We start from the raw sequence: 16,530 nt of genomic DNA, 5'->3' as shown, positions 1-16,530 counted from the left end.
CTTTCGGATATCATTGTGCCTCGAAACGCTGGATTATCCTGAGTTCGGACCTATATAGGCTGCACTCATACTGAAAAGCCTGACTTCGCGTTCCACGCGCCGGTTGTCTGCAAAGACGGGGCCGAGGTCGGGCATAACGCAACACTAACCCCCGGCGCTGCATCCGATGAATTTTCCGGATGCACCAGGAGTATTCATGTCAGAATTCAATCCATCCCTCGCAGACTTCGAGTCGCTGCTGGCGGAATCCTTTGCCACGAACGACCTTGCTGAAGGTTATGTCGTCAAGGGCCGCATCGTGGCCATTGAAAAGGACATGGCGATCATCGACGCCGGTCTGAAGGTCGAAGGCCGCGTGCCGCTGAAGGAATTCGGCGCAAAGGGCAAAGACGGCTCGCTGAAGCCGGGCGACGAAGTGGAAGTCTACGTCGAGCGCATCGAAAACGCTCTGGGCGAAGCAGTCCTGTCGCGCGAAAAAGCACGCCGTGAAGAAAGCTGGGTCAAGCTCGAGCAGAAGTTCGCCAATGGCGAGCGCGTCGATGGCGTGATCTTCAATCAGGTCAAGGGTGGTTTCACCGTCGACCTCGACGGCGCTGTTGCCTTCCTGCCGCGTTCGCAGGTCGACATCCGTCCGATCCGCGACGTCACCCCGCTCATGCACGTCCCGCAACCGTTCGAAATCCTCAAGATGGACAAGCGTCGCGGCAACATCGTTGTCTCGCGCCGTACCGTTCTTGAAGAAAGCCGTGCGGAACAGCGTTCGGAAATCGTCCAGAACCTTGAAGAAGGTCAGGTCGTTGAAGGCGTCGTCAAGAACATCACCGATTACGGTGCGTTCGTCGACCTCGGCGGCATCGACGGTCTGCTGCACGTGACCGACATGGCATGGCGCCGCGTCAACCATCCGTCGGAAATCCTCACCATCGGCCAGACGGTCAAGGTGCAGATCATCCGCATCAACCAGGAAACCCATCGTATCTCGCTCGGCATGAAGCAGCTCGAGAACGATCCTTGGGATGGCATCGGCGCGAAGTACCCGATCGGCAAGAAGATCACCGGCACCGTCACGAACATCACCGACTACGGTGCGTTCGTCGAAATCGAGCCGGGCATCGAAGGCCTCATCCACGTTTCCGAAATGTCGTGGACCAAGAAGAATGTCCATCCGGGCAAGATTCTTTCCACCACGCAGGAAGTCGAAGTCGTTGTGCTCGAAGTTGATCCGGTCAAGCGCCGTATCTCGCTCGGCCTCAAGCAGACCCTCGACAATCCGTGGACGACCTTTGCCCAGAAGTACCCTGTCGGCACCGTTGTTGAAGGCGAAGTCAAGAACAAGACCGAATTCGGCCTGTTCATCGGCCTCGACGGCGACGTTGACGGCATGGTTCACCTCTCCGACCTCGACTGGAACCGTCCGGGCGAACAGGTCATCGAAGAGTACAACAAGGGTGAAGTCGTCAAGGCTGTCGTTCTCGACGTTGACGTCGAGAAGGAACGCATCTCGCTCGGCATCAAGCAGCTTTCCGGCGACAAGGTCGGCGAAGCAGCAGCTTCGGGCGAACTGCGCAAGAACGCCGTTGTGACCTGCGAAGTGACCGCCGTTACCGACGGTGGCCTCGAAGTCCGTCTCGTCGACCACGATCTGGAAAGCTTCATCAAGCGTTCGGATCTGTCGCGTGACCGCGACGAACAGCGTCCGGAACGCTTCACGGTCGGTCAGAAGGTTGACGCCCGCGTCATCGCCTTCGACAAGAAGACCCGCAAGCTGCAGGTCTCGATCAAGGCGCTCGAAATCGCCGAAGAAAAGGAAGCTGTCGCTCAGTACGGTTCGTCCGACTCCGGCGCTTCGCTCGGCGACATCCTCGGTGCCGCTCTGAAGAAGCAGGAAAAGAACTAATCTTTCCCTCTTCGACCGAACATGGAAAAGCCCGCCTTATGGCGGGCTTTTTTTTATTGAATGGGGACACGCACATTGGCGGGTAAACGATCTTGCAGCACCACGTCATAGAGAACGCTGCCAATGCAAATCGAAGCGCAATGCTCGCAGAAGAACGGCCGGGATATCACCATCCCGGCCTTTCACACATTTCACTAAAGCCTTTTTATTGTCCGATCGAGCTAGGCAACACTGAGCATATGGATCAGGCCAAGGCTGATGGCGCCGAGAGCCACCAGCGAAAGCACTGCCGTCAGCGTGACGCGGCCACCGGCGGAAGCCACCGAACGGATATCCACGCCGAGGCCAAGGGCCGCCATGGAAACGATGGTGAGGATCGTCGAAGCAGACTGGATACCGGGCAGGATCGATTCCGGTATCAGATGCAGCGAATGCAGCGCCATCATGCCGAGGAAGCCGAGGATGAACCAAGGAACAAGCTGGAAGAAGCCAGGCTTGGCATTCGCGTCCTTGTTTCCGGCAAGTAGCGCCAGAGCCAGGATGACCGGTCCCAGCATCAGCACGCGCACGAGCTTCACCAGCGTGCCAAGCTGCACGCTGATCGTGGCGACCGGGGCGGTGGCGGCCAGAACCTGCGGCACGGCATAGACGGTCAGGCCAGCCAGCACGCCATATTGCGTGTGCGACAGCCCCAGAAGCGGCACCAGCAGCGGCAGAAGCAGCACGACGGCCACGCCCAGAATTGCAGTGAAGGCGATGGAAGCCGCCACGTCCTCGCTTTCCGCACCGATGACCGGTGCGGTTGCGGCGATGGCGGAATTACCGCAAATGGAATTGCCGCAGGCGACCAGCACGGCCATGCGGTGCGGAAGTTTCAGCAGACGCCCGATCCCGTAGCTGAGCGTAATGGCCAGCACCACAACGCCGGCAATGCCGAAAATGAGCCCCGAACCCGCAGCCACGACAGCGCTCGCGCTGATGGACGCGCCGAGCAGCACCACGGCGATCTCCAGAAGCAGCTTGGCCGAGAAGCCGATACCCTTGTTGAACTGCGGACCCGGACGCAGGAACGTCCGCACGAGCGTGCCGAGGAGAATGGCGATCACCAGCGCTTCGAGCCAGGCGCGACCCGCATAATGTTCCTCGACCCTCTCAATTCCGATCGCCGCGATTGCAACGGCGACGCTCAGGCCAAGTCCCGGGAGGATGTTCTGGATCTTTGAGTAGGTCATTTTGTGAATACTGCACTGAAAAGAAATATTTTCCGATCAGATGCCCGATTTTACCTGTTCAATCCATTTCATTATATGTCATATTTCATTCAGAAAAATCGAATGATCATTGCTATGACACTGGAACAGCTGCGAATTTTCATTGAAGTTGCCGAACGCGAACACCTGACGCGGGCCTCGGAAGCCCTGCATCTGACCCCATCGGCGGTCAGTTCGGCCATCCGGACCATGGAGGATCGCTACGGCGCAACGCTTTTCAACCGCATCGGCCGGCGGATCGAACTGACCGGCGACGGACGCCTGTTTCTGGACGAGGCGCGCGCGACGCTCGCCCGCGCCCGTTCCGCCGAGCGGATGCTTTCCGAACTTGGCGGCGGCAAGCGCGGCATTCTTGCCATCCATGCCAGCCAGACCATTGCCAGCTATTGGCTGCCGTCTTTTCTGGCACGGTTTCACAGCGAGTTTCCGCTGATCGATGTGCGGCTGACACTCGGAAATACGGAAAGTGTGACCCAGGCGACGGAGGAAGGCGTTGCCGATATCGGCCTTGTGGAAGGCGCGGTGCAGGCTCCGTCGCTGTCGATCACCAAGGTTGCAAGCGACCAGCTTATTCTGGTGGCGCGTCCCGACCATGACTGGGCCGCGGGTGGGAAACTGACCTGGGACCGGCTTTTCGAGGGGAAATGGATATTGCGAGAGCAGGGATCGGGAACGCGCAGCGTTTTCGAGGATGCCATGCGCGCTTCCGGCTACAATCCGGCGCGGCTGCATGTGGCGCTGGAACTGCCCTCGAACGAGGCCATCTGTTCGGCGGTGCGCTCCGGCGATTATGTAACCGCCATATCGGAACTTGTCGCCGCCCCGCATCTGAAAGCCGGAACGCTGGTGAAGGCAGACTTTGCCCTGCCGCAACGCCAGTTTCTCATGCTGCAGCACAATGACCGCTACAGGACGAAAGCGCTTCAGTCTTTCGCCAATTTGCTAAGCGGCGGAGATCAGCGGATCTGACGCAACAATTCCGGCTGCGGGAAGCAGGTGGAGGCCATGCCGTTCTTCGCCTGCCACAGGCCAATGGAGCGGCGGGTCTTGAAGCCGGGGAGGCCATCCGGCTTGCCGACATCATAGCCCAGCGCCTGCATGCGCTTCTGCATCGCGCCGATATCGGAGCGATACATGGAGCCGACATCGCCCCATGCGCGACTGAAATCGCCCGCGCCATAGGCGATGCGATCACCGACATGGCCGATGAAGAGCGCATAAAGATCGCTCATATTATAGTCCTTGAGCACGTAGAAGTTCGGGCTCACCACGAAGGCCGGGCCATAGCGACCGGCGGGCATGAGCAGGAAGCCCTCGCCCTTCATTTCATTGGCCGGAAATGGTTTGCCATTCACCCGCGTAATGCCGAGCTTTGCCCATTCGGCAATCGTCTTGCCCTGATCAGGTCCTTCCAGCGAACAGGACACGTTCTGCGGAACGCTGACCTCAAAGCCCCAGTCGCGCCCCTTCTGCCAGCCATGCAGTTTCAGATAATTGGCGATGGAGGCGAGCGTATCGGGGACCGAATTCCAGATGTCGCGCTTGCCGTCACCGTCGAAATCGACGGCGTGCTTCAGATAGGAAGTCGGCATGAATTGCGGCTGGCCGAGCGCGCCCGCCCATGAGCTTTTCATGGCGCTTTCATCAATATAGCCCCTGGAAGCGATTTCGAGAGCGGCAATCAGTTCCTTGCGGAACATGTCCTTCCTGGTCGCCATAAACGCCTTGGTGCCGAGAACCTCGTAGGCATTGTAGGGAATCTTGACCGTGCCGAAGCCGGATTCACGGCCCCAGACGGCAAGCAGGATCGGCCCCGGAACGCCGTATTTCTGTTCGATGCGCTTGAGGAGGCTGGCATATTGGCCATAGCGCGCCTGTCCGCCGCTTGTGACGGCGCTCATCGTCCTGGCATTGAAATATTTGCCGGGCGCACCGAATTCAGCCTGTTTCTGCTCTTTCGGCGTCGAGGGCTTTTCGCCGGGAATGACGAGATCGGGCAGTTTCCAGTTGATCGAGACACCGGTGAAGGCCTGATCGAAGACGGCGCGGGATACGCCTGCCGCCTTCGCTTCCGGCCAGAGGTCCTTTTCCAGCCAGCTGCGATACTGGTTTTCAACCTGCGCTTTGGACGGCGCGGCGATGGCGGGAGAAATGGCAAGGCTGGCAACCAGTGCAAGACCAATCTTCAGGCTATGCTTCCAATTTCCCGCTGCCATGCCTTCTCCATTAGTTCTAAAGGGTGGTTCTTGCCCGCAAGGCGGCAGCAAGCGTGCCTTCATCCAGATAATCGAGTTCGCCCCCGACCGGAACGCCGTGGGCCAGCCGTGTCACGCGCACGTCGAAGCTCGAAAGCTGGTCGGTGATGTAATGCGCGGTGGTCTGGCCTTCGACGGTGGCGTTGACTGCCAGAATCACTTCCCTGATTTCACCGGCGGCGACGCGCTCCACCAGTCCCTTGATGTTGAGATCGTCCGGGCCGATGCCATCGAGCGGCGACAGGCGACCGCCCAGAACATGATAGCGCACATTCATCGTACCGGCGCGCTCTAATGCCCAGAGATCGGAAACATCCTCCACCACGATGAGGGTGGCGGGGTCGCGGCGCTCATCGGTGCAGATCGTGCACGGATCGCTTGTGTCGACATTGCCGCAGCACGAACAGATGCGCACCTTTTCGGCGGCCTCCTGCATGGCGCCGCCAAGCGGCACCAGAAGCGCTTCCTTCTTCTTGATGAGATGCAGCGCCGCGCGACGGGCCGAACGCGGTCCAAGCCCCGGCACACGGGCCAGGAGTTGGATGAGACGTTCGATTTCTGGACCGGCTATTCGTTTGGACATTGGCTTAAGGGAGTAAGGGAATAGGGGAATAAGGGAGTAGGGAACGGGATCAAGGGAATATGCGGTATGGCGGCAGTCAGCCCACCAAAACATACTCCCCTACTCCCTTATTCCCCTACTGCCTTAAAACGGCAGCTTAAACCCCGGAGGGATCGGCAGGCCGGCGGTGAGCGACTGCGTCTTTTCGGCCATGGCCGCTTCCAGCTTGGCCTTGGCGTCGTTATGCGCCGCGATGATCAGGTCTTCGAGGATTTCCACCTCTTCTTCCTTCATCAAAGTCGGGTCGATCTTCAAAGCCGACAGGGTGCCCTTGCCGGACAGCGTGATCGTCACCAGCCCGCCGCCGGAAGAGGCCGAGGCCTCCAGATTGGCGATCTCGTCCTGCATGGCCTTCATCTTGGCCTGCAATTCCTTCGCCTGCTTCATCATGCCCATCATGTCACGCATGGGTTTACTCCATCATTCCGTAATTCAGTCGTCTTCAGACAGCGCACCGGGTGTTTCCGGTATTGCATCGAGGTCAATGTCCTCGTCGTCATTCTGTTCCGGCACGGCGATGCGCACGTCGGTGATCTTCGCGCCCGGAAAGGCCGCGAGAATGGCGGCAACATCGGGATCGGCGCGGGCGTCGGTCACCAGATTGTCGCGGCGCTCGGTCTCCGCCTCCGAAATGGTCTGCCCCGCCACGTCGCGGGCGACGGTAACGATCCAGCGAATGCCGGTCCAGTTCAGGAGGCGCTGTGAGATGTCGCTCGGCAGCGATTTTGGCGCGTCGTCGGTCAGGCCGATTTCGAGCCGGCCGGGTGCAATGGATGCAAGGCGCACACAGCTCTTGACCAGAATCTTGAACTGCATGTCGCGGTGCTTGTCGGCAAGCGCGACGACATCGTGCAGGCTGTTGATCGGAACTGAAGGTTGTGGCGTCGGCTCCACGAATTGCTGCGGCGCGACCGATGGCTCAACCGGCTGCGGCGGCGTTTCCACGATACGCATGGCCGTGGCCGGACCGCCGGAGGCGGGAGCCATCGAAGACGAGCCAACCGCATCGGCGGCAAAGCGCGCTTCAGGCTGACCGCCGCCGCCATTCGGGCGCGGGCTGCCCGGCTGCGGGCGCGGCGCTGCAACCGAACCATTGTCGAGACCGCGGATCGCTTCGTCCAGCGTCGGCAGATCGGCTGCATGGGCAAGCCGGATCAAAAGCATTTCGGCAGCCTGTACCGGCCTCGTCGCCGTGTCGACTTCCGCAATGCCCTTGAGCAGCATCTGCCAGGTGCGCGACAGCACGCGGACGGAAAGCTTCTGCGCGAATTCGCGGCCGCGCACACGCTCGTCTTCCGACAGCGACACGTCTTCCGCCACATCCGGCGTAAAGCGCAGGCGCGTCACCAGATGGTTGAAATCGGCAAGATCGGTCAGCACGACCGACGGATCGGCGCCCACATCATATTGCGCGCGAAACTCGGTCAGCGCGCCAGCGACATCGCCGCGCATCAGCATCTCGAACAGGTCGATGATACGGGCGCGGTCGGCAAGGCCCAGCATGGAGCGCACGGCTTCCGCCGTGACGGCGCCAGCGCCATGCGCAATGGCCTGATCGAAGATCGACAGCGAATCGCGGGCCGAGCCTTCGCCTGCGCGGGCGATCATGGCGAGCGACGCGTCGTCCACCGCGATCTCTTCCGCTTCCGCGATGCGGCGCAGATGTGCGGCTAGCGTGCCCGATTCGATGCGGCGCAGGTCGAAGCGCTGGCAGCGCGACAGGACCGTGATCGGCACTTTTCGGATTTCCGTGGTGGCGAAGATGAACTTGACGTGCGGGGGCGGCTCTTCTAGCGTCTTCAACAAGCCGTTGAAGGCGGCAGTGGAAAGCATGTGCACTTCGTCGATGATATAGACCTTGTAGCGCGCGGAGACCGGGCGGTAACGCACCTGCTCGATGATCTCGCGAATGTCGTCGATGCCGGTATGCGAGGCGGCGTCCATCTCGATCACGTCGACATGGCGGCCTTCCATGATCGCCTGGCAGTTTTCGCCCGGCACGGAAAGGTCGATGGTCGGCTGGTCAACCGTATCGGTCTTGTAGTTGAGCGCGCGCGCCAGAATGCGCGCCGTCGTGGTCTTACCGACCCCGCGAACGCCGGTGAGCATCCAGGCCTGCGCGATGCGGCCTGTCTCGAACGCGTTCTTGAGCGTGCGGACCATCGGCTCCTGGCCGATGAGATCGTTGAAATTCTGGGGGCGATATTTGCGGGCGAGAACGCGATAGGCCCCATCGGCAGCAAAGCCGGCGGATTTTGTGTCCATGAGCTGCCCTTCCGTTCTTCCTGTTCCGCTTTTTTCCCAGTCGCCAGTTTGGACCGGACGCATGAGCGACGTCAACCAAAGAGGCTACCCATCAACAGTCGTCGGCGTCGTGAGAAAGGGTGGGAGGCTGGCACGATGACCCGTGCCGTGGCTCGTTAGGGCTGCTTCCTTCCGGACCTGACCCGGTTGGCGAGTGGCTCGTCCACCACCAACCTCCCGGCTTGCATATCGTCAATTGTGAAGCAAAATGCAAGAAGGGCACCGTGCAAAAAGCAAGCGCCGGGCGAAAAAAACTGATAGAAACCGCTTATGGAACAATTCGAACTCGATAAACGGCTCAATGCCGACACGTTTTTTGTCGCCAAGCTCGGCCTGTGCGAGCTTCGGCTGATGAACGACCGGCGCTGGCCGTGGCTGATCCTGGTGCCGCGCCGCCCTGACCTCACTGAAATTCACGACATGACGCCGCTGGACCAGACCATGCTGACGTTCGAGACCGGCATCGTGGCGCAGGCGCTCAAGTCCGTGACGGCGTGCCACAAGATCAATACCGGCGCGCTCGGCAATATCGTGCGCCAGCTGCATCTGCATGTGATCGCCCGCAGCGAGGGCGATGCGGGCTGGCCCGGCCCCGTCTGGGGCTTCGGCACCCGCGAGACCTATGACGAAAAGGACGCCCACCGGCTGATCGCCGATATTCTCGCGGCGCTGTAGATCCGGTTGAACACGCCACTTCCCGAAAACCATTCACAGCTTCGGGACAGGCTTCTGATCCCCCTGAACAATATTCGAGAACACCATGGCTTTCCGTCTCTACGACCTGCCGGAAATAGAACCGAGTCGATCTGTCGGGGTTTTCCGGCAACCGGATCGACCGCCAGTCCGAAAAGCGGCAGGATGATTCTGCCTTCACGGCGCTGGAACTTCCCGAAACGCGAATCATGCTGCTGGGCGGCAACAGGCTGCTTCTCGACTATGCCGATGAGAAAGCGCCGCGCGCGCTGTTCCGCCTCGGCGAGGCGAAGGAATTTGCGGCGGAGCTTCATGAGCCCATCCTGCTCGGCCTTCAGGACGGCGTGCCTATCGTGGCGCTGACGACCCCGCTTGATCCGGAAACGATGGAAGCGCCGTTCCGGCTGCAGGATTATCGCAGCATCTATACGGAAGGGCTGGTTTCAGCCGACCTGCTCGGCGCGCTGGCGCAGGCGGCGGCGCTCACCGCGTGGCACACCAATCATCGATACTGCGGGCGCTGCGGCACAAAAACCGACATGCGTGCCGGCGGGGCCAAGCGGCAATGCCCGAACTGTGGCGCCGAACATTTTCCACGCACCGATCCGGTAGCCATCATGCTGCCGGTGCGCGGCGAGAAATGCATTCTGGCGCGTGGGCCGCATTTCGCGCCCGGCTCCTATTCCTGTCTTGCAGGCTTTATCGAGCATGGCGAAACGATCGAGGCCGCCGTGCGCCGTGAAAGTGTGGAGGAAATGGGGCTCTCCATCGGCCGCGTCGCCTATCACGCGAGCCAGCCCTGGCCGTTTCCCTATTCGCTGATGATCGGCTGTCATGCCGAGGTCTTGAGCGACGATTTCACCATCGACCGCTCGGAGCTGGAAGACGGCCGCTGGTTCTCCAGGGCCGAAGTGCGCACCATGCTGGCGGGTACACATGAAAACGGGTTGCGGGTGCCGCCGTCCGGCGCCATCGCAACCCATCTGATAAAAGCCTGGGCGGAAAACTGATCCCGCCCGATATTCTCTGAATTACTCGGCGGCGAGCAACTGCGTGCCGCGAATATCGCTGCCTTGATAGACGCCGAGAATGCGTACTTCCTTGGTGAAGAAGCGCAGTTCCTCCAGCGCGAGCTGGAGATTGGGGTCTTCCGGGTGTCCCTCGACATCGGCATAGAACTGCGTGGCGATGAAACGCCCGCCGATCTGGTAGCTTTCGAGTTTGGTCATGTTGATGCCATTGGTGGCAAAGCCGCCCAGCGCCTTGTAGAGCGCAGCCGGGACGTTGCGCACGCGGAAGACAAAAGTCGTCACGATGCGCTCGCCGTTTTCCGGACGCGGCGCCCATTGCTTGTTCTTGGACAGGACCACGAAGCGGGTCACGTTGTCTTCCGAATCCTCGACATTTTCTTCCAGAATATCGAGGCCGTAGAGATCGGCAGCAAGGCTTGGCGCAAGCGCCGCCATCGAACGGTCCTTCATGTCGGCGACGAGACGCGCAGCCCCTGCCGTATCGCCCGCGATGACGCCTTTCCAGCCATTCTGGCGGATGACGTTGCGGCATTGGCCGAGCGCATGGACGTGGCTGTGAACGGTCTTGATTTCCTCGCGCTTGACGCCCGGAAGCACCATGAGCTGGAAATGGATCGGCAGGAAATATTCGCCAATGATGTGCATGTCGGCAAGCGGCAGCAGATAATGAATATCCGCGACGCGACCGGCCAGCGTGTTCTCGATGGGGATCATCGCAAGGTCGGCGGCGCCGGTTTCAACCGCGTTGAAGGCATCCTCGAAAGTCGGGCACGGCAAAGGCTCCATGTCGGGAAACATGTTGCGGCACGCCGTATCGGAATTTGCGCCCGCTTCACCCTGGAAGGAAATCCTGTTGGTCTTCATCGTGTCCATGCTTTCTCAATTGCCGCTCGACGGCGGTCGTCAGATACCCTTTGCGACAAGAAGGCGCGCTCGGTCAAGATCAGCCTGCGTGTCCACGCCGAGCGGCACGGTCTTCACCAGTTCGACATCGATGCGCATTCCGGCTTCGAGAGCCCGCAATTGTTCCAGTTTTTCCCGCTTTTCCAAAGGCGACGGCCCAAGCTTCACAAAGCGTTCGAGCGCCGGGCGGCGATAGGCGTAAAGGCCGATATGATGATAGAGCGGACCTTCGCCATAGGGCGCGGTTGCGCGAGTGAAATAGAGCGCGCGCAGGCGGCTGTTGCCTGCCAGCGGCGAGCCCACGATCTTCACCACGCTCGGATTGGTCTTTTCTGATTCTTCCTCGATTTCGACGCCAAGCGTCGCAATGTCGGCAGGTCCGTCTTCCAGCGGCAGAAGCGCGCGGCGGATGATGTCCGGATCGATGGTCGGCAGGTCGCCCTGAACATTGACCACCGCATCGACCTCGCCCGCGGGATCGACTTTCAAAAGCGCTTCATAAATGCGGTCGGAACCGGATTCGTGATCCTCGCGCGTCATGATCGCTTCGTGGCCATGCGCGATCACGACCGAAAAAATCTCCTCGCTGTCGGTAGCAACCACCGTCCGGCCCAGCTTCGCAGCCGCCGCGCGATCGGCCACATGGACGATCATCGGCTTGCCGCAAATATCGGCAAGCGGCTTGTTCGGCAGGCGCGTGGAGGCCATCCGTGCGGGAATCAGCGTGAGGGTCTTTAAGGTCTGCAGCATGATCGCCTCTTGATAATAATAAGGTCGCGAACGCCTTGTAACGCGCTTCGCCGGTGCTGGAAATGCATCAAAAGTGTCAAAAAGTCACGGGTCCGGTCACCCTTATAGGTGTTGCATCGCCCTGGCAAAAGACCTAGTTTCCGCCCGATGCCGGGGAGAGAATTGTGACCTTTATTAAAGGTTTGCATGCCGGCTAGGAGAGCGTTCTCGGGGAGAGCGTTTTGGTAGAGGGAGCGCTGACCGGCGATGAATTCAACCCGGACTAACAAGTTTATCATGGCTTTTCTGGCAACGGTTTTCGTTGTCATGACGACGGGCATCCTGTCCGATTCGCTGTTTCACTCGCCTGCGCCTGAAAAGCCGGGCTTTGCCATCGAAGCGGCGGAAGCCTCGACCGGCGAAGGGGGAGCTGCACCGGCCAAGGAAGAAGTTTCGATTGCGACCTTGCTGCAGTCTGCCGATCCGGCGCGCGGTGAAACCGTCTTCAAGCGTTGCGCTGCATGCCATACCGGTGAAAAGGGTGGCGCCAACAAGGTGGGTCCGCATCTGTGGGATGTCGTGAACCGTCCGGCTGCCTCCGTTGAAGGTTTCGGCTATTCGGCTGCGATGAAGGAATTCGGCGCTGCGGGCAACAAGTGGGACTTTGAACATCTCAACAAGTTCCTGACCTCGCCGAAGGGCTTCATCAAGGGCACGGCCATGGGCTTTGCCGGCGACAAGAAGGACAATGAACGCGCCGACCTGATCGCTTATCTGCGCACGCTGTCCGACAACCCTGCCCCGCTGCCGACCGCCGATGCCGCACCTGCCGCTGGCGGCGATGCCAAGCCGGCCGAAGGCGAAAAGCCGGCCGAAGGCAGCGCACCGTCTGGCGCACCGGCAGGCGGCGAACAGAAGCCTGCGGAACCGGCTCCGGCGAATTAAGCCAACGAGACAAAATGATCAAAGCCCGGCTCGCCGGGCTTTTTTCTTGCCCGCATTAAATTTCTTGCCCGCATGCCTTTCTTCCTCCGCAAAATCCCATAAGACTTCTCCTAATATATCCGAAACAGGAACGGAGAGGCTGGATGAGAGCTTTTTGGGCGGGTGCGTTCGCGGTAGCCATGCTTGCGAGCACGGTTTCTATGGTTCACGCAAATGACGCGGAACCCCAATGGCGCTATTCCTCCAGCCTGCTTGGCGAGCCCAAATATCCAGCCGATTTCAAGCATTACGACTATGTGAACCCGGATGCGCCGAAGGGCGGCACGCTCAACATGGTTGCCGTCGGCACCTTCGACAGTCTCAATCCGTTCGTGGTGCAAGGGGTTCCTGCCGCGGGCCTGTCGGACTTCGGCGGCGGGATGCTTTACGACACGCTGATGACGGATTCGGCCGATCAGGCCTCGACCCAATATCCCGTGATCGCCGAAGCCCTGCAATATCCCGACGACTTTTCATGGGTGAAGTTCAAGCTCAATCCCAAGGCGAAATGGCATGACGGCCAGCCCATCACGGTCGATGACGTGATCTGGTCGTTCGATGTGCTGAAGAAGCAGTCGCCGATGTACAACAAATATTATGGCGACGTGGAGAAGGCTGAAAAGACCGGCGAACATGAGGTGAAATTCACCTTCAGCCAAAAGGGCAACCGCGAATTGCCGCAGATCATGGGGCAGCTTGCCGTTCTGCCCAAGCACTGGTGGGAGGGCAAGGACGCGCAGGGCAAGCAGCGCGACATCACCCGCCCGACGCTCGAAATCCCGCTCGGCTCCGCCGCCTACAAGATCGAGAGCATGACGCCCGGACGCTCCATCACCTGGGCGCGCGTCGACGACTATTGGGGCAAGGATCTGGCCGTCAATGTCGGGCGCAACAATTTCGACCGGCTGCGCTACGAATATTATTTCAACGAGGACGCGACCTGGGAAGCCTTCAAGAAGGGCGGTCAGTATGATTATCGCAACGAGAATCGCGCCCAGCGCTGGGCTGAGCAGTATAATTTCCCGGCAGTACAGCGCGGCGATGTCGTGAAGGCCTCTTTCCCCTACCATGCCGTCGGGCGCATGCAGGGCTATTTCCTCAATATGCGCCGCGACAAGTTCAAGGACCCGAAGGTGCGTCAGGCCCTGACCTATGCCTTCGATTTCGAATCGATGAACCGCCTGCTGTTCTTCAACCAGTACCAGCGCATCAACAGCTATTTCGCGGGCAATGAACTGGAACTGAGCGGCCCGCCGACACCGGCAGAGCAGGCGATACTGGAAACGGTGAAGGATTCGCTTCCCGCCGAGGCGCTGACCAAGGAATTCAAGCTGCCGGTCTATGACACGCCGCAGGCAACGCGCGATAACCTGCGCACCGCCCTGAAACTCTTTTCGGAAGCGGGCTGGACATTGCAGGGCAACAAGCTCGTCGATGCCAAGGGCAATCCGTTCACGATCGAATTTCTCGGCAAGGACCCGACCGACGAGCGCATCTACAACCCGTTCGCCGCAAGCCTGCGCAAGATCGGCATCAACGCGACGGTGCGCATCGTCGATACGGCGCAATTTCAGGCCCGCGTCAACGACTTCGACTATGATGTCATCACCTCCGTCATCCCGCAAACCGCCTCGCCCGGCAATGAACAGCGCGACATGTGGGGCTCCAAAGCTGCCGACTTCAAAGGCAGCCGCAATTATGCAGGCATCAAGAATCCGGCGATCGACAAGCTGATCGACCGCGTCATCTATGCCAAGGACCGTGACGAACTCGTCGCCTCGACCCACGCGCTCGACCGGGCTTTGCTGTGGAACTATTACGTCATTCCGCAATGGTATTCCGACAAGATCAACGTGGCCTATTGGAACAAGTTCGGAATGCCTGAAAAGCAGCCCGATTATATGGGGATTGACCCGTTCTCCTGGTGGATTGACCCTGCGAAGGAAGCCAAGCTCAAGACCGGCAGTGAATGAGGGCCGACGAGAATGACAATCCTTCGCATGAATCGCCGCCATTTTCTGGGGCTTTCGGGAAGTGCCGCTTTTGCGGCGTTCCTGCCACCAAGGGCCTTTGCCGACATACCGACGGGAAAGGCCCTGCACGGACTTTCGGCTTTCGGCGACCTGAAATACGGTCCTGATTTCACCCATTTCGACTATGCCAGCCCCGAAGCGCCGAAGGGCGGCACCTTCAATTTCGCGCCGTCATACTGGGTCTGGAACCAGAATACCGACACGTTCAACACGCTCAACACCTTCACGTTCAAGGGCGATGCGCCGCCGCGCATGGAACTGACCTTCGATACGCTGATGGCTTCGGCGCTGGATGAGCCGGATTCTGTCTATGGCCTCGTCGCGGAAAGTGCGACGCTTTCGAAAGACCACCGCAGTTGCACTTTCAAGCTTCGCAAGGAAGCGCGCTTTCACGATGGCTCGCCGATCACGGCGAAGGACGTGCTGTTCACCTATACGATCATCAAGCAGAAGGGCCATCCGAAGTTGCGCCAGTCTCTGACCGGCGTGGAAAAGGTGGAAGCAACCGGCAATCGGGAAGTGCGCATGCGCTTCGTCGAAGGGCGCGGACCCAATGCCATCCTCGACGCCGTGACCGTGCCGATCCTGTCGGAAAGCTGGTTCAAGGATCGCGACTTTGAAGCCACGACCATGGAGCCGGTGCTTGGTTCCGGTGCCTACAAGGTCGGAAATTTCGCCGCCGGCCAGTTCATCGAGTATGAGCGCGTCGAGGATTACTGGGCGAAGGACCTGCCGGTGCAGAAGGGCTTCAACCATTTCGACCGTATTCGCATCGAGTTTTTCCGCGACCGCCAGCCGCAATTCGAAGCCTTCAAGAAAGGCAGCATCGAGTATCGCGAGGAAACCGTCTCCAAGAACTGGGCGACGGCCTATGATTTCCCGGCCATCCAGCAGGGAAAGGTCGTCAAGCGTACCTTTCCGCCGGAAAAGCGCCCGCTGATGCAGGCCTGGGCGCTGAACCAGCGCCGCGAACGGTTCCGCGATCCGCGCGTGCGTGAAGCAATCGCGCTCTGCTTCGACTTCGAATGGACCAACGAGCATCTTTTCTACAATGTCTATGCCCGCTCGCAATCCTGCTTCAACGGATCGGATTTTCAGGCGAGCGGCCTGCCGACGCCCGATGAGCTGAAGGTGCTTGAACGCTATCGCGGCAAACTGCCGGACGCGGTTTTCGGGGAGGCCATGCTGATGCCGGTTTCCGACGGAACGGGACGGGACCGGAAACAGTTCGCGCAGGCCATCAAGTTGCTGGAGGAAGCCGGTTTCGAGCGCAGGAACGGCCAGTTCCATGACAAGGACGGATCGAAGTTCGCGCTCGAAATCCTAAGTAATTCGGAGGGGTTTTCTCGCGTATACAATCCCTATGTGCAGAAATTGCGCGCCATCGGCATCGATGCAAGCAACCGGCTTGTCGATGCAAGCCAGTATCAAGCGCGGATGCAGAACTTCCAGTTCGACATGGTGGGCATGGCGCTGCAGTTCAGCCCCACGCCGACACAGGAATCGCTTGCCGGCATATTCGGCTCCGAATCGGCCAAGGTGCCGGGCAGCTATAATCTTCCCGGCACGGAAGATCCGTTGATCGATGCGCTGATTGCGGATATCGGCAAGGTTTCGACGCGTGAAGAACTCGTCGCGACGATGCGGGTGCTCGATCGGTACTTGCGTATCCGGCGCGACTGGATTCCAAATTGGACGACAGCGAATCATCTCGTGGCCTATTGGGACCGGTTCGGTTTCAAGGAGCCGAAGCCCGATTACGGCTTTCCCGTCGAGACGCTGTGGTGGATAAAGCAATGATTGTGAAT

At 59.8% G+C, this 16,530-nt stretch carries 13 protein-coding genes, 1 other RNA gene and 1 pseudogene; 7 read left to right on the top strand and 8 right to left on the bottom strand.

What is annotated here, in order from left to right; translation table 11 throughout:
- Positions 1 to 196 precede the first annotated feature (196 nt).
- Positions 197 to 1,897, top strand: coding sequence for a 30S ribosomal protein S1 (rpsA, locus tag OINT_RS00140; protein WP_006471225.1), 1,701 nt, complete (start codon positions 197 to 199; stop codon positions 1,895 to 1,897).
- Positions 1,898 to 2,118: 221 nt separating this feature from the next.
- Here rpsA and OINT_RS00135 read toward each other — a convergent pair whose 3' ends face one another.
- Complete coding sequence (locus OINT_RS00135; protein WP_006465742.1) at positions 2,119 to 3,129, bottom strand: YeiH family protein; 1,011 nt, start codon at positions 3,127 to 3,129, stop codon at positions 2,119 to 2,121.
- A gap of 114 nt (positions 3,130 to 3,243) precedes the next feature.
- On the opposite strand from OINT_RS00135, the gene OINT_RS00130 reads away from it, so the two are divergent.
- Positions 3,244 to 4,137, top strand: coding sequence for a LysR family transcriptional regulator (locus tag OINT_RS00130; RefSeq protein WP_036564938.1), 894 nt, complete (start codon positions 3,244 to 3,246; stop codon positions 4,135 to 4,137).
- On the opposite strand, the gene OINT_RS00125 is transcribed toward OINT_RS00130, so the two are convergent.
- The 5 genes from OINT_RS00125 to ffs form a co-directional block, all read right to left on the bottom strand.
- A complete protein-coding gene (locus OINT_RS00125) occupies positions 4,125 to 5,384 on the bottom strand; it encodes a lytic murein transglycosylase (protein ID WP_006471227.1) in 1,260 nt (419 codons plus the stop codon). The genes OINT_RS00130 and OINT_RS00125 overlap by 13 nt on opposite strands.
- Before the next feature lie 16 nt (positions 5,385 to 5,400).
- On the bottom strand, positions 5,401 to 6,006 hold the full coding sequence (gene recR / locus OINT_RS00120; RefSeq protein WP_021587673.1) for a recombination mediator RecR: 606 nt from the start codon (positions 6,004 to 6,006) through the stop codon (positions 5,401 to 5,403).
- Between the two features lie 123 nt (positions 6,007 to 6,129).
- Positions 6,130 to 6,453, bottom strand: a complete 324-nt coding sequence (locus OINT_RS00115; RefSeq protein ID WP_006465738.1) for a YbaB/EbfC family nucleoid-associated protein — start codon at positions 6,451 to 6,453, stop codon at positions 6,130 to 6,132.
- A 24-nt stretch (positions 6,454 to 6,477) separates the two neighbouring features.
- A complete protein-coding gene (locus OINT_RS00110; protein WP_006473071.1) occupies positions 6,478 to 8,310 on the bottom strand; it encodes a DNA polymerase III subunit gamma/tau in 1,833 nt (610 codons plus the stop codon).
- 119 nt (positions 8,311 to 8,429) lie between these two features.
- Positions 8,430 to 8,527: signal recognition particle sRNA small type (ffs, locus tag OINT_RS22510), an RNA gene on the bottom strand.
- A gap of 92 nt (positions 8,528 to 8,619) precedes the next feature.
- Between ffs and OINT_RS00105 the strand changes: the two genes are divergently transcribed.
- Both OINT_RS00105 and nudC read left to right on the top strand, forming a co-directional pair.
- Positions 8,620 to 9,024 (top strand): HIT domain-containing protein, encoded by a 405-nt coding sequence (locus tag OINT_RS00105; protein ID WP_006465736.1) that lies wholly within the window; start codon positions 8,620 to 8,622, stop codon positions 9,022 to 9,024.
- An 85-nt stretch (positions 9,025 to 9,109) separates the two neighbouring features.
- Positions 9,110 to 10,052 (top strand): annotated as a pseudogene (gene nudC, locus OINT_RS00100) (NAD(+) diphosphatase).
- A gap of 21 nt (positions 10,053 to 10,073) precedes the next feature.
- Here nudC and OINT_RS00095 read toward each other — a convergent pair.
- Together OINT_RS00095 and OINT_RS00090 are read right to left on the bottom strand one after the other, a co-directional pair.
- A complete protein-coding gene (locus OINT_RS00095) occupies positions 10,074 to 10,937 on the bottom strand; it encodes a prephenate dehydratase (protein WP_006473073.1) in 864 nt (287 codons plus the stop codon).
- A gap of 39 nt (positions 10,938 to 10,976) precedes the next feature.
- Positions 10,977 to 11,726 carry a 3-deoxy-manno-octulosonate cytidylyltransferase gene (locus OINT_RS00090; protein WP_006465733.1) on the bottom strand — a complete coding sequence of 250 codons (750 nt, stop codon included), beginning with the start codon at positions 11,724 to 11,726 and terminating at the stop codon, positions 10,977 to 10,979.
- 246 nt (positions 11,727 to 11,972) lie between these two features.
- Between OINT_RS00090 and OINT_RS00085 the strand changes: the two genes are divergently transcribed.
- The 3 genes from OINT_RS00085 (at position 11,973) to OINT_RS00075 (ending at position 16,522) form a co-directional block, all read left to right on the top strand.
- On the top strand, positions 11,973 to 12,650 hold the full coding sequence (locus OINT_RS00085; RefSeq protein ID WP_006465732.1) for a c-type cytochrome: 678 nt from the start codon (positions 11,973 to 11,975) through the stop codon (positions 12,648 to 12,650).
- Positions 12,651 to 12,793: 143 nt separating this feature from the next.
- A complete protein-coding gene (locus tag OINT_RS00080; RefSeq protein WP_006465731.1) occupies positions 12,794 to 14,662 on the top strand; it encodes an extracellular solute-binding protein in 1,869 nt (622 codons plus the stop codon).
- 12 nt (positions 14,663 to 14,674) lie between these two features.
- Positions 14,675 to 16,522 carry an extracellular solute-binding protein gene (locus OINT_RS00075; protein WP_006465730.1) on the top strand — a complete coding sequence of 616 codons (1,848 nt, stop codon included), beginning with the start codon at positions 14,675 to 14,677 and terminating at the stop codon, positions 16,520 to 16,522.
- The last annotated feature ends 8 nt before the right edge of the window (positions 16,523 to 16,530 follow it).

Origin of the sequence: Brucella intermedia LMG 3301 (genome assembly GCF_000182645.1) — a bacterium.
Taxonomy (GTDB): Bacteria; Pseudomonadota; Alphaproteobacteria; order Rhizobiales; family Rhizobiaceae; genus Brucella; species Brucella intermedia.
This window is presented reverse-complemented; position numbering and strand designations above follow the sequence as displayed.

What these genes read in the sequence shown, in the direction of transcription:
- rpsA (WP_006471225.1), top strand. Translation starts at nt 197, where the DNA reads ATGTCAGAATTCAATCCATCCCTCGCAGACTTCGAGTCGCTGCTGGCG.
- OINT_RS00135 (WP_006465742.1), bottom strand. Translation starts at nt 3,129, where the DNA reads ATGACCTACTCAAAGATCCAGAACATCCTCCCGGGACTTGGCCTGAGC.
- OINT_RS00130 (WP_036564938.1), top strand. Translation starts at nt 3,244, where the DNA reads ATGACACTGGAACAGCTGCGAATTTTCATTGAAGTTGCCGAACGCGAA.
- OINT_RS00125 (WP_006471227.1), bottom strand. Translation starts at nt 5,384, where the DNA reads ATGGCAGCGGGAAATTGGAAGCATAGCCTGAAGATTGGTCTTGCACTG.
- recR (WP_021587673.1), bottom strand. Translation starts at nt 6,006, where the DNA reads ATGTCCAAACGAATAGCCGGTCCAGAAATCGAACGTCTCATCCAACTC.
- OINT_RS00115 (WP_006465738.1), bottom strand. Translation starts at nt 6,453, where the DNA reads ATGCGTGACATGATGGGCATGATGAAGCAGGCGAAGGAATTGCAGGCC.
- OINT_RS00110 (WP_006473071.1), bottom strand. Translation starts at nt 8,310, where the DNA reads ATGGACACAAAATCCGCCGGCTTTGCTGCCGATGGGGCCTATCGCGTT.
- OINT_RS00105 (WP_006465736.1), top strand. Translation starts at nt 8,620, where the DNA reads ATGGAACAATTCGAACTCGATAAACGGCTCAATGCCGACACGTTTTTT.
- OINT_RS00095 (WP_006473073.1), bottom strand. Translation starts at nt 10,937, where the DNA reads ATGAAGACCAACAGGATTTCCTTCCAGGGTGAAGCGGGCGCAAATTCC.
- OINT_RS00090 (WP_006465733.1), bottom strand. Translation starts at nt 11,726, where the DNA reads ATGCTGCAGACCTTAAAGACCCTCACGCTGATTCCCGCACGGATGGCC.
- OINT_RS00085 (WP_006465732.1), top strand. Translation starts at nt 11,973, where the DNA reads ATGAATTCAACCCGGACTAACAAGTTTATCATGGCTTTTCTGGCAACG.
- OINT_RS00080 (WP_006465731.1), top strand. Translation starts at nt 12,794, where the DNA reads ATGAGAGCTTTTTGGGCGGGTGCGTTCGCGGTAGCCATGCTTGCGAGC.
- OINT_RS00075 (WP_006465730.1), top strand. Translation starts at nt 14,675, where the DNA reads ATGACAATCCTTCGCATGAATCGCCGCCATTTTCTGGGGCTTTCGGGA.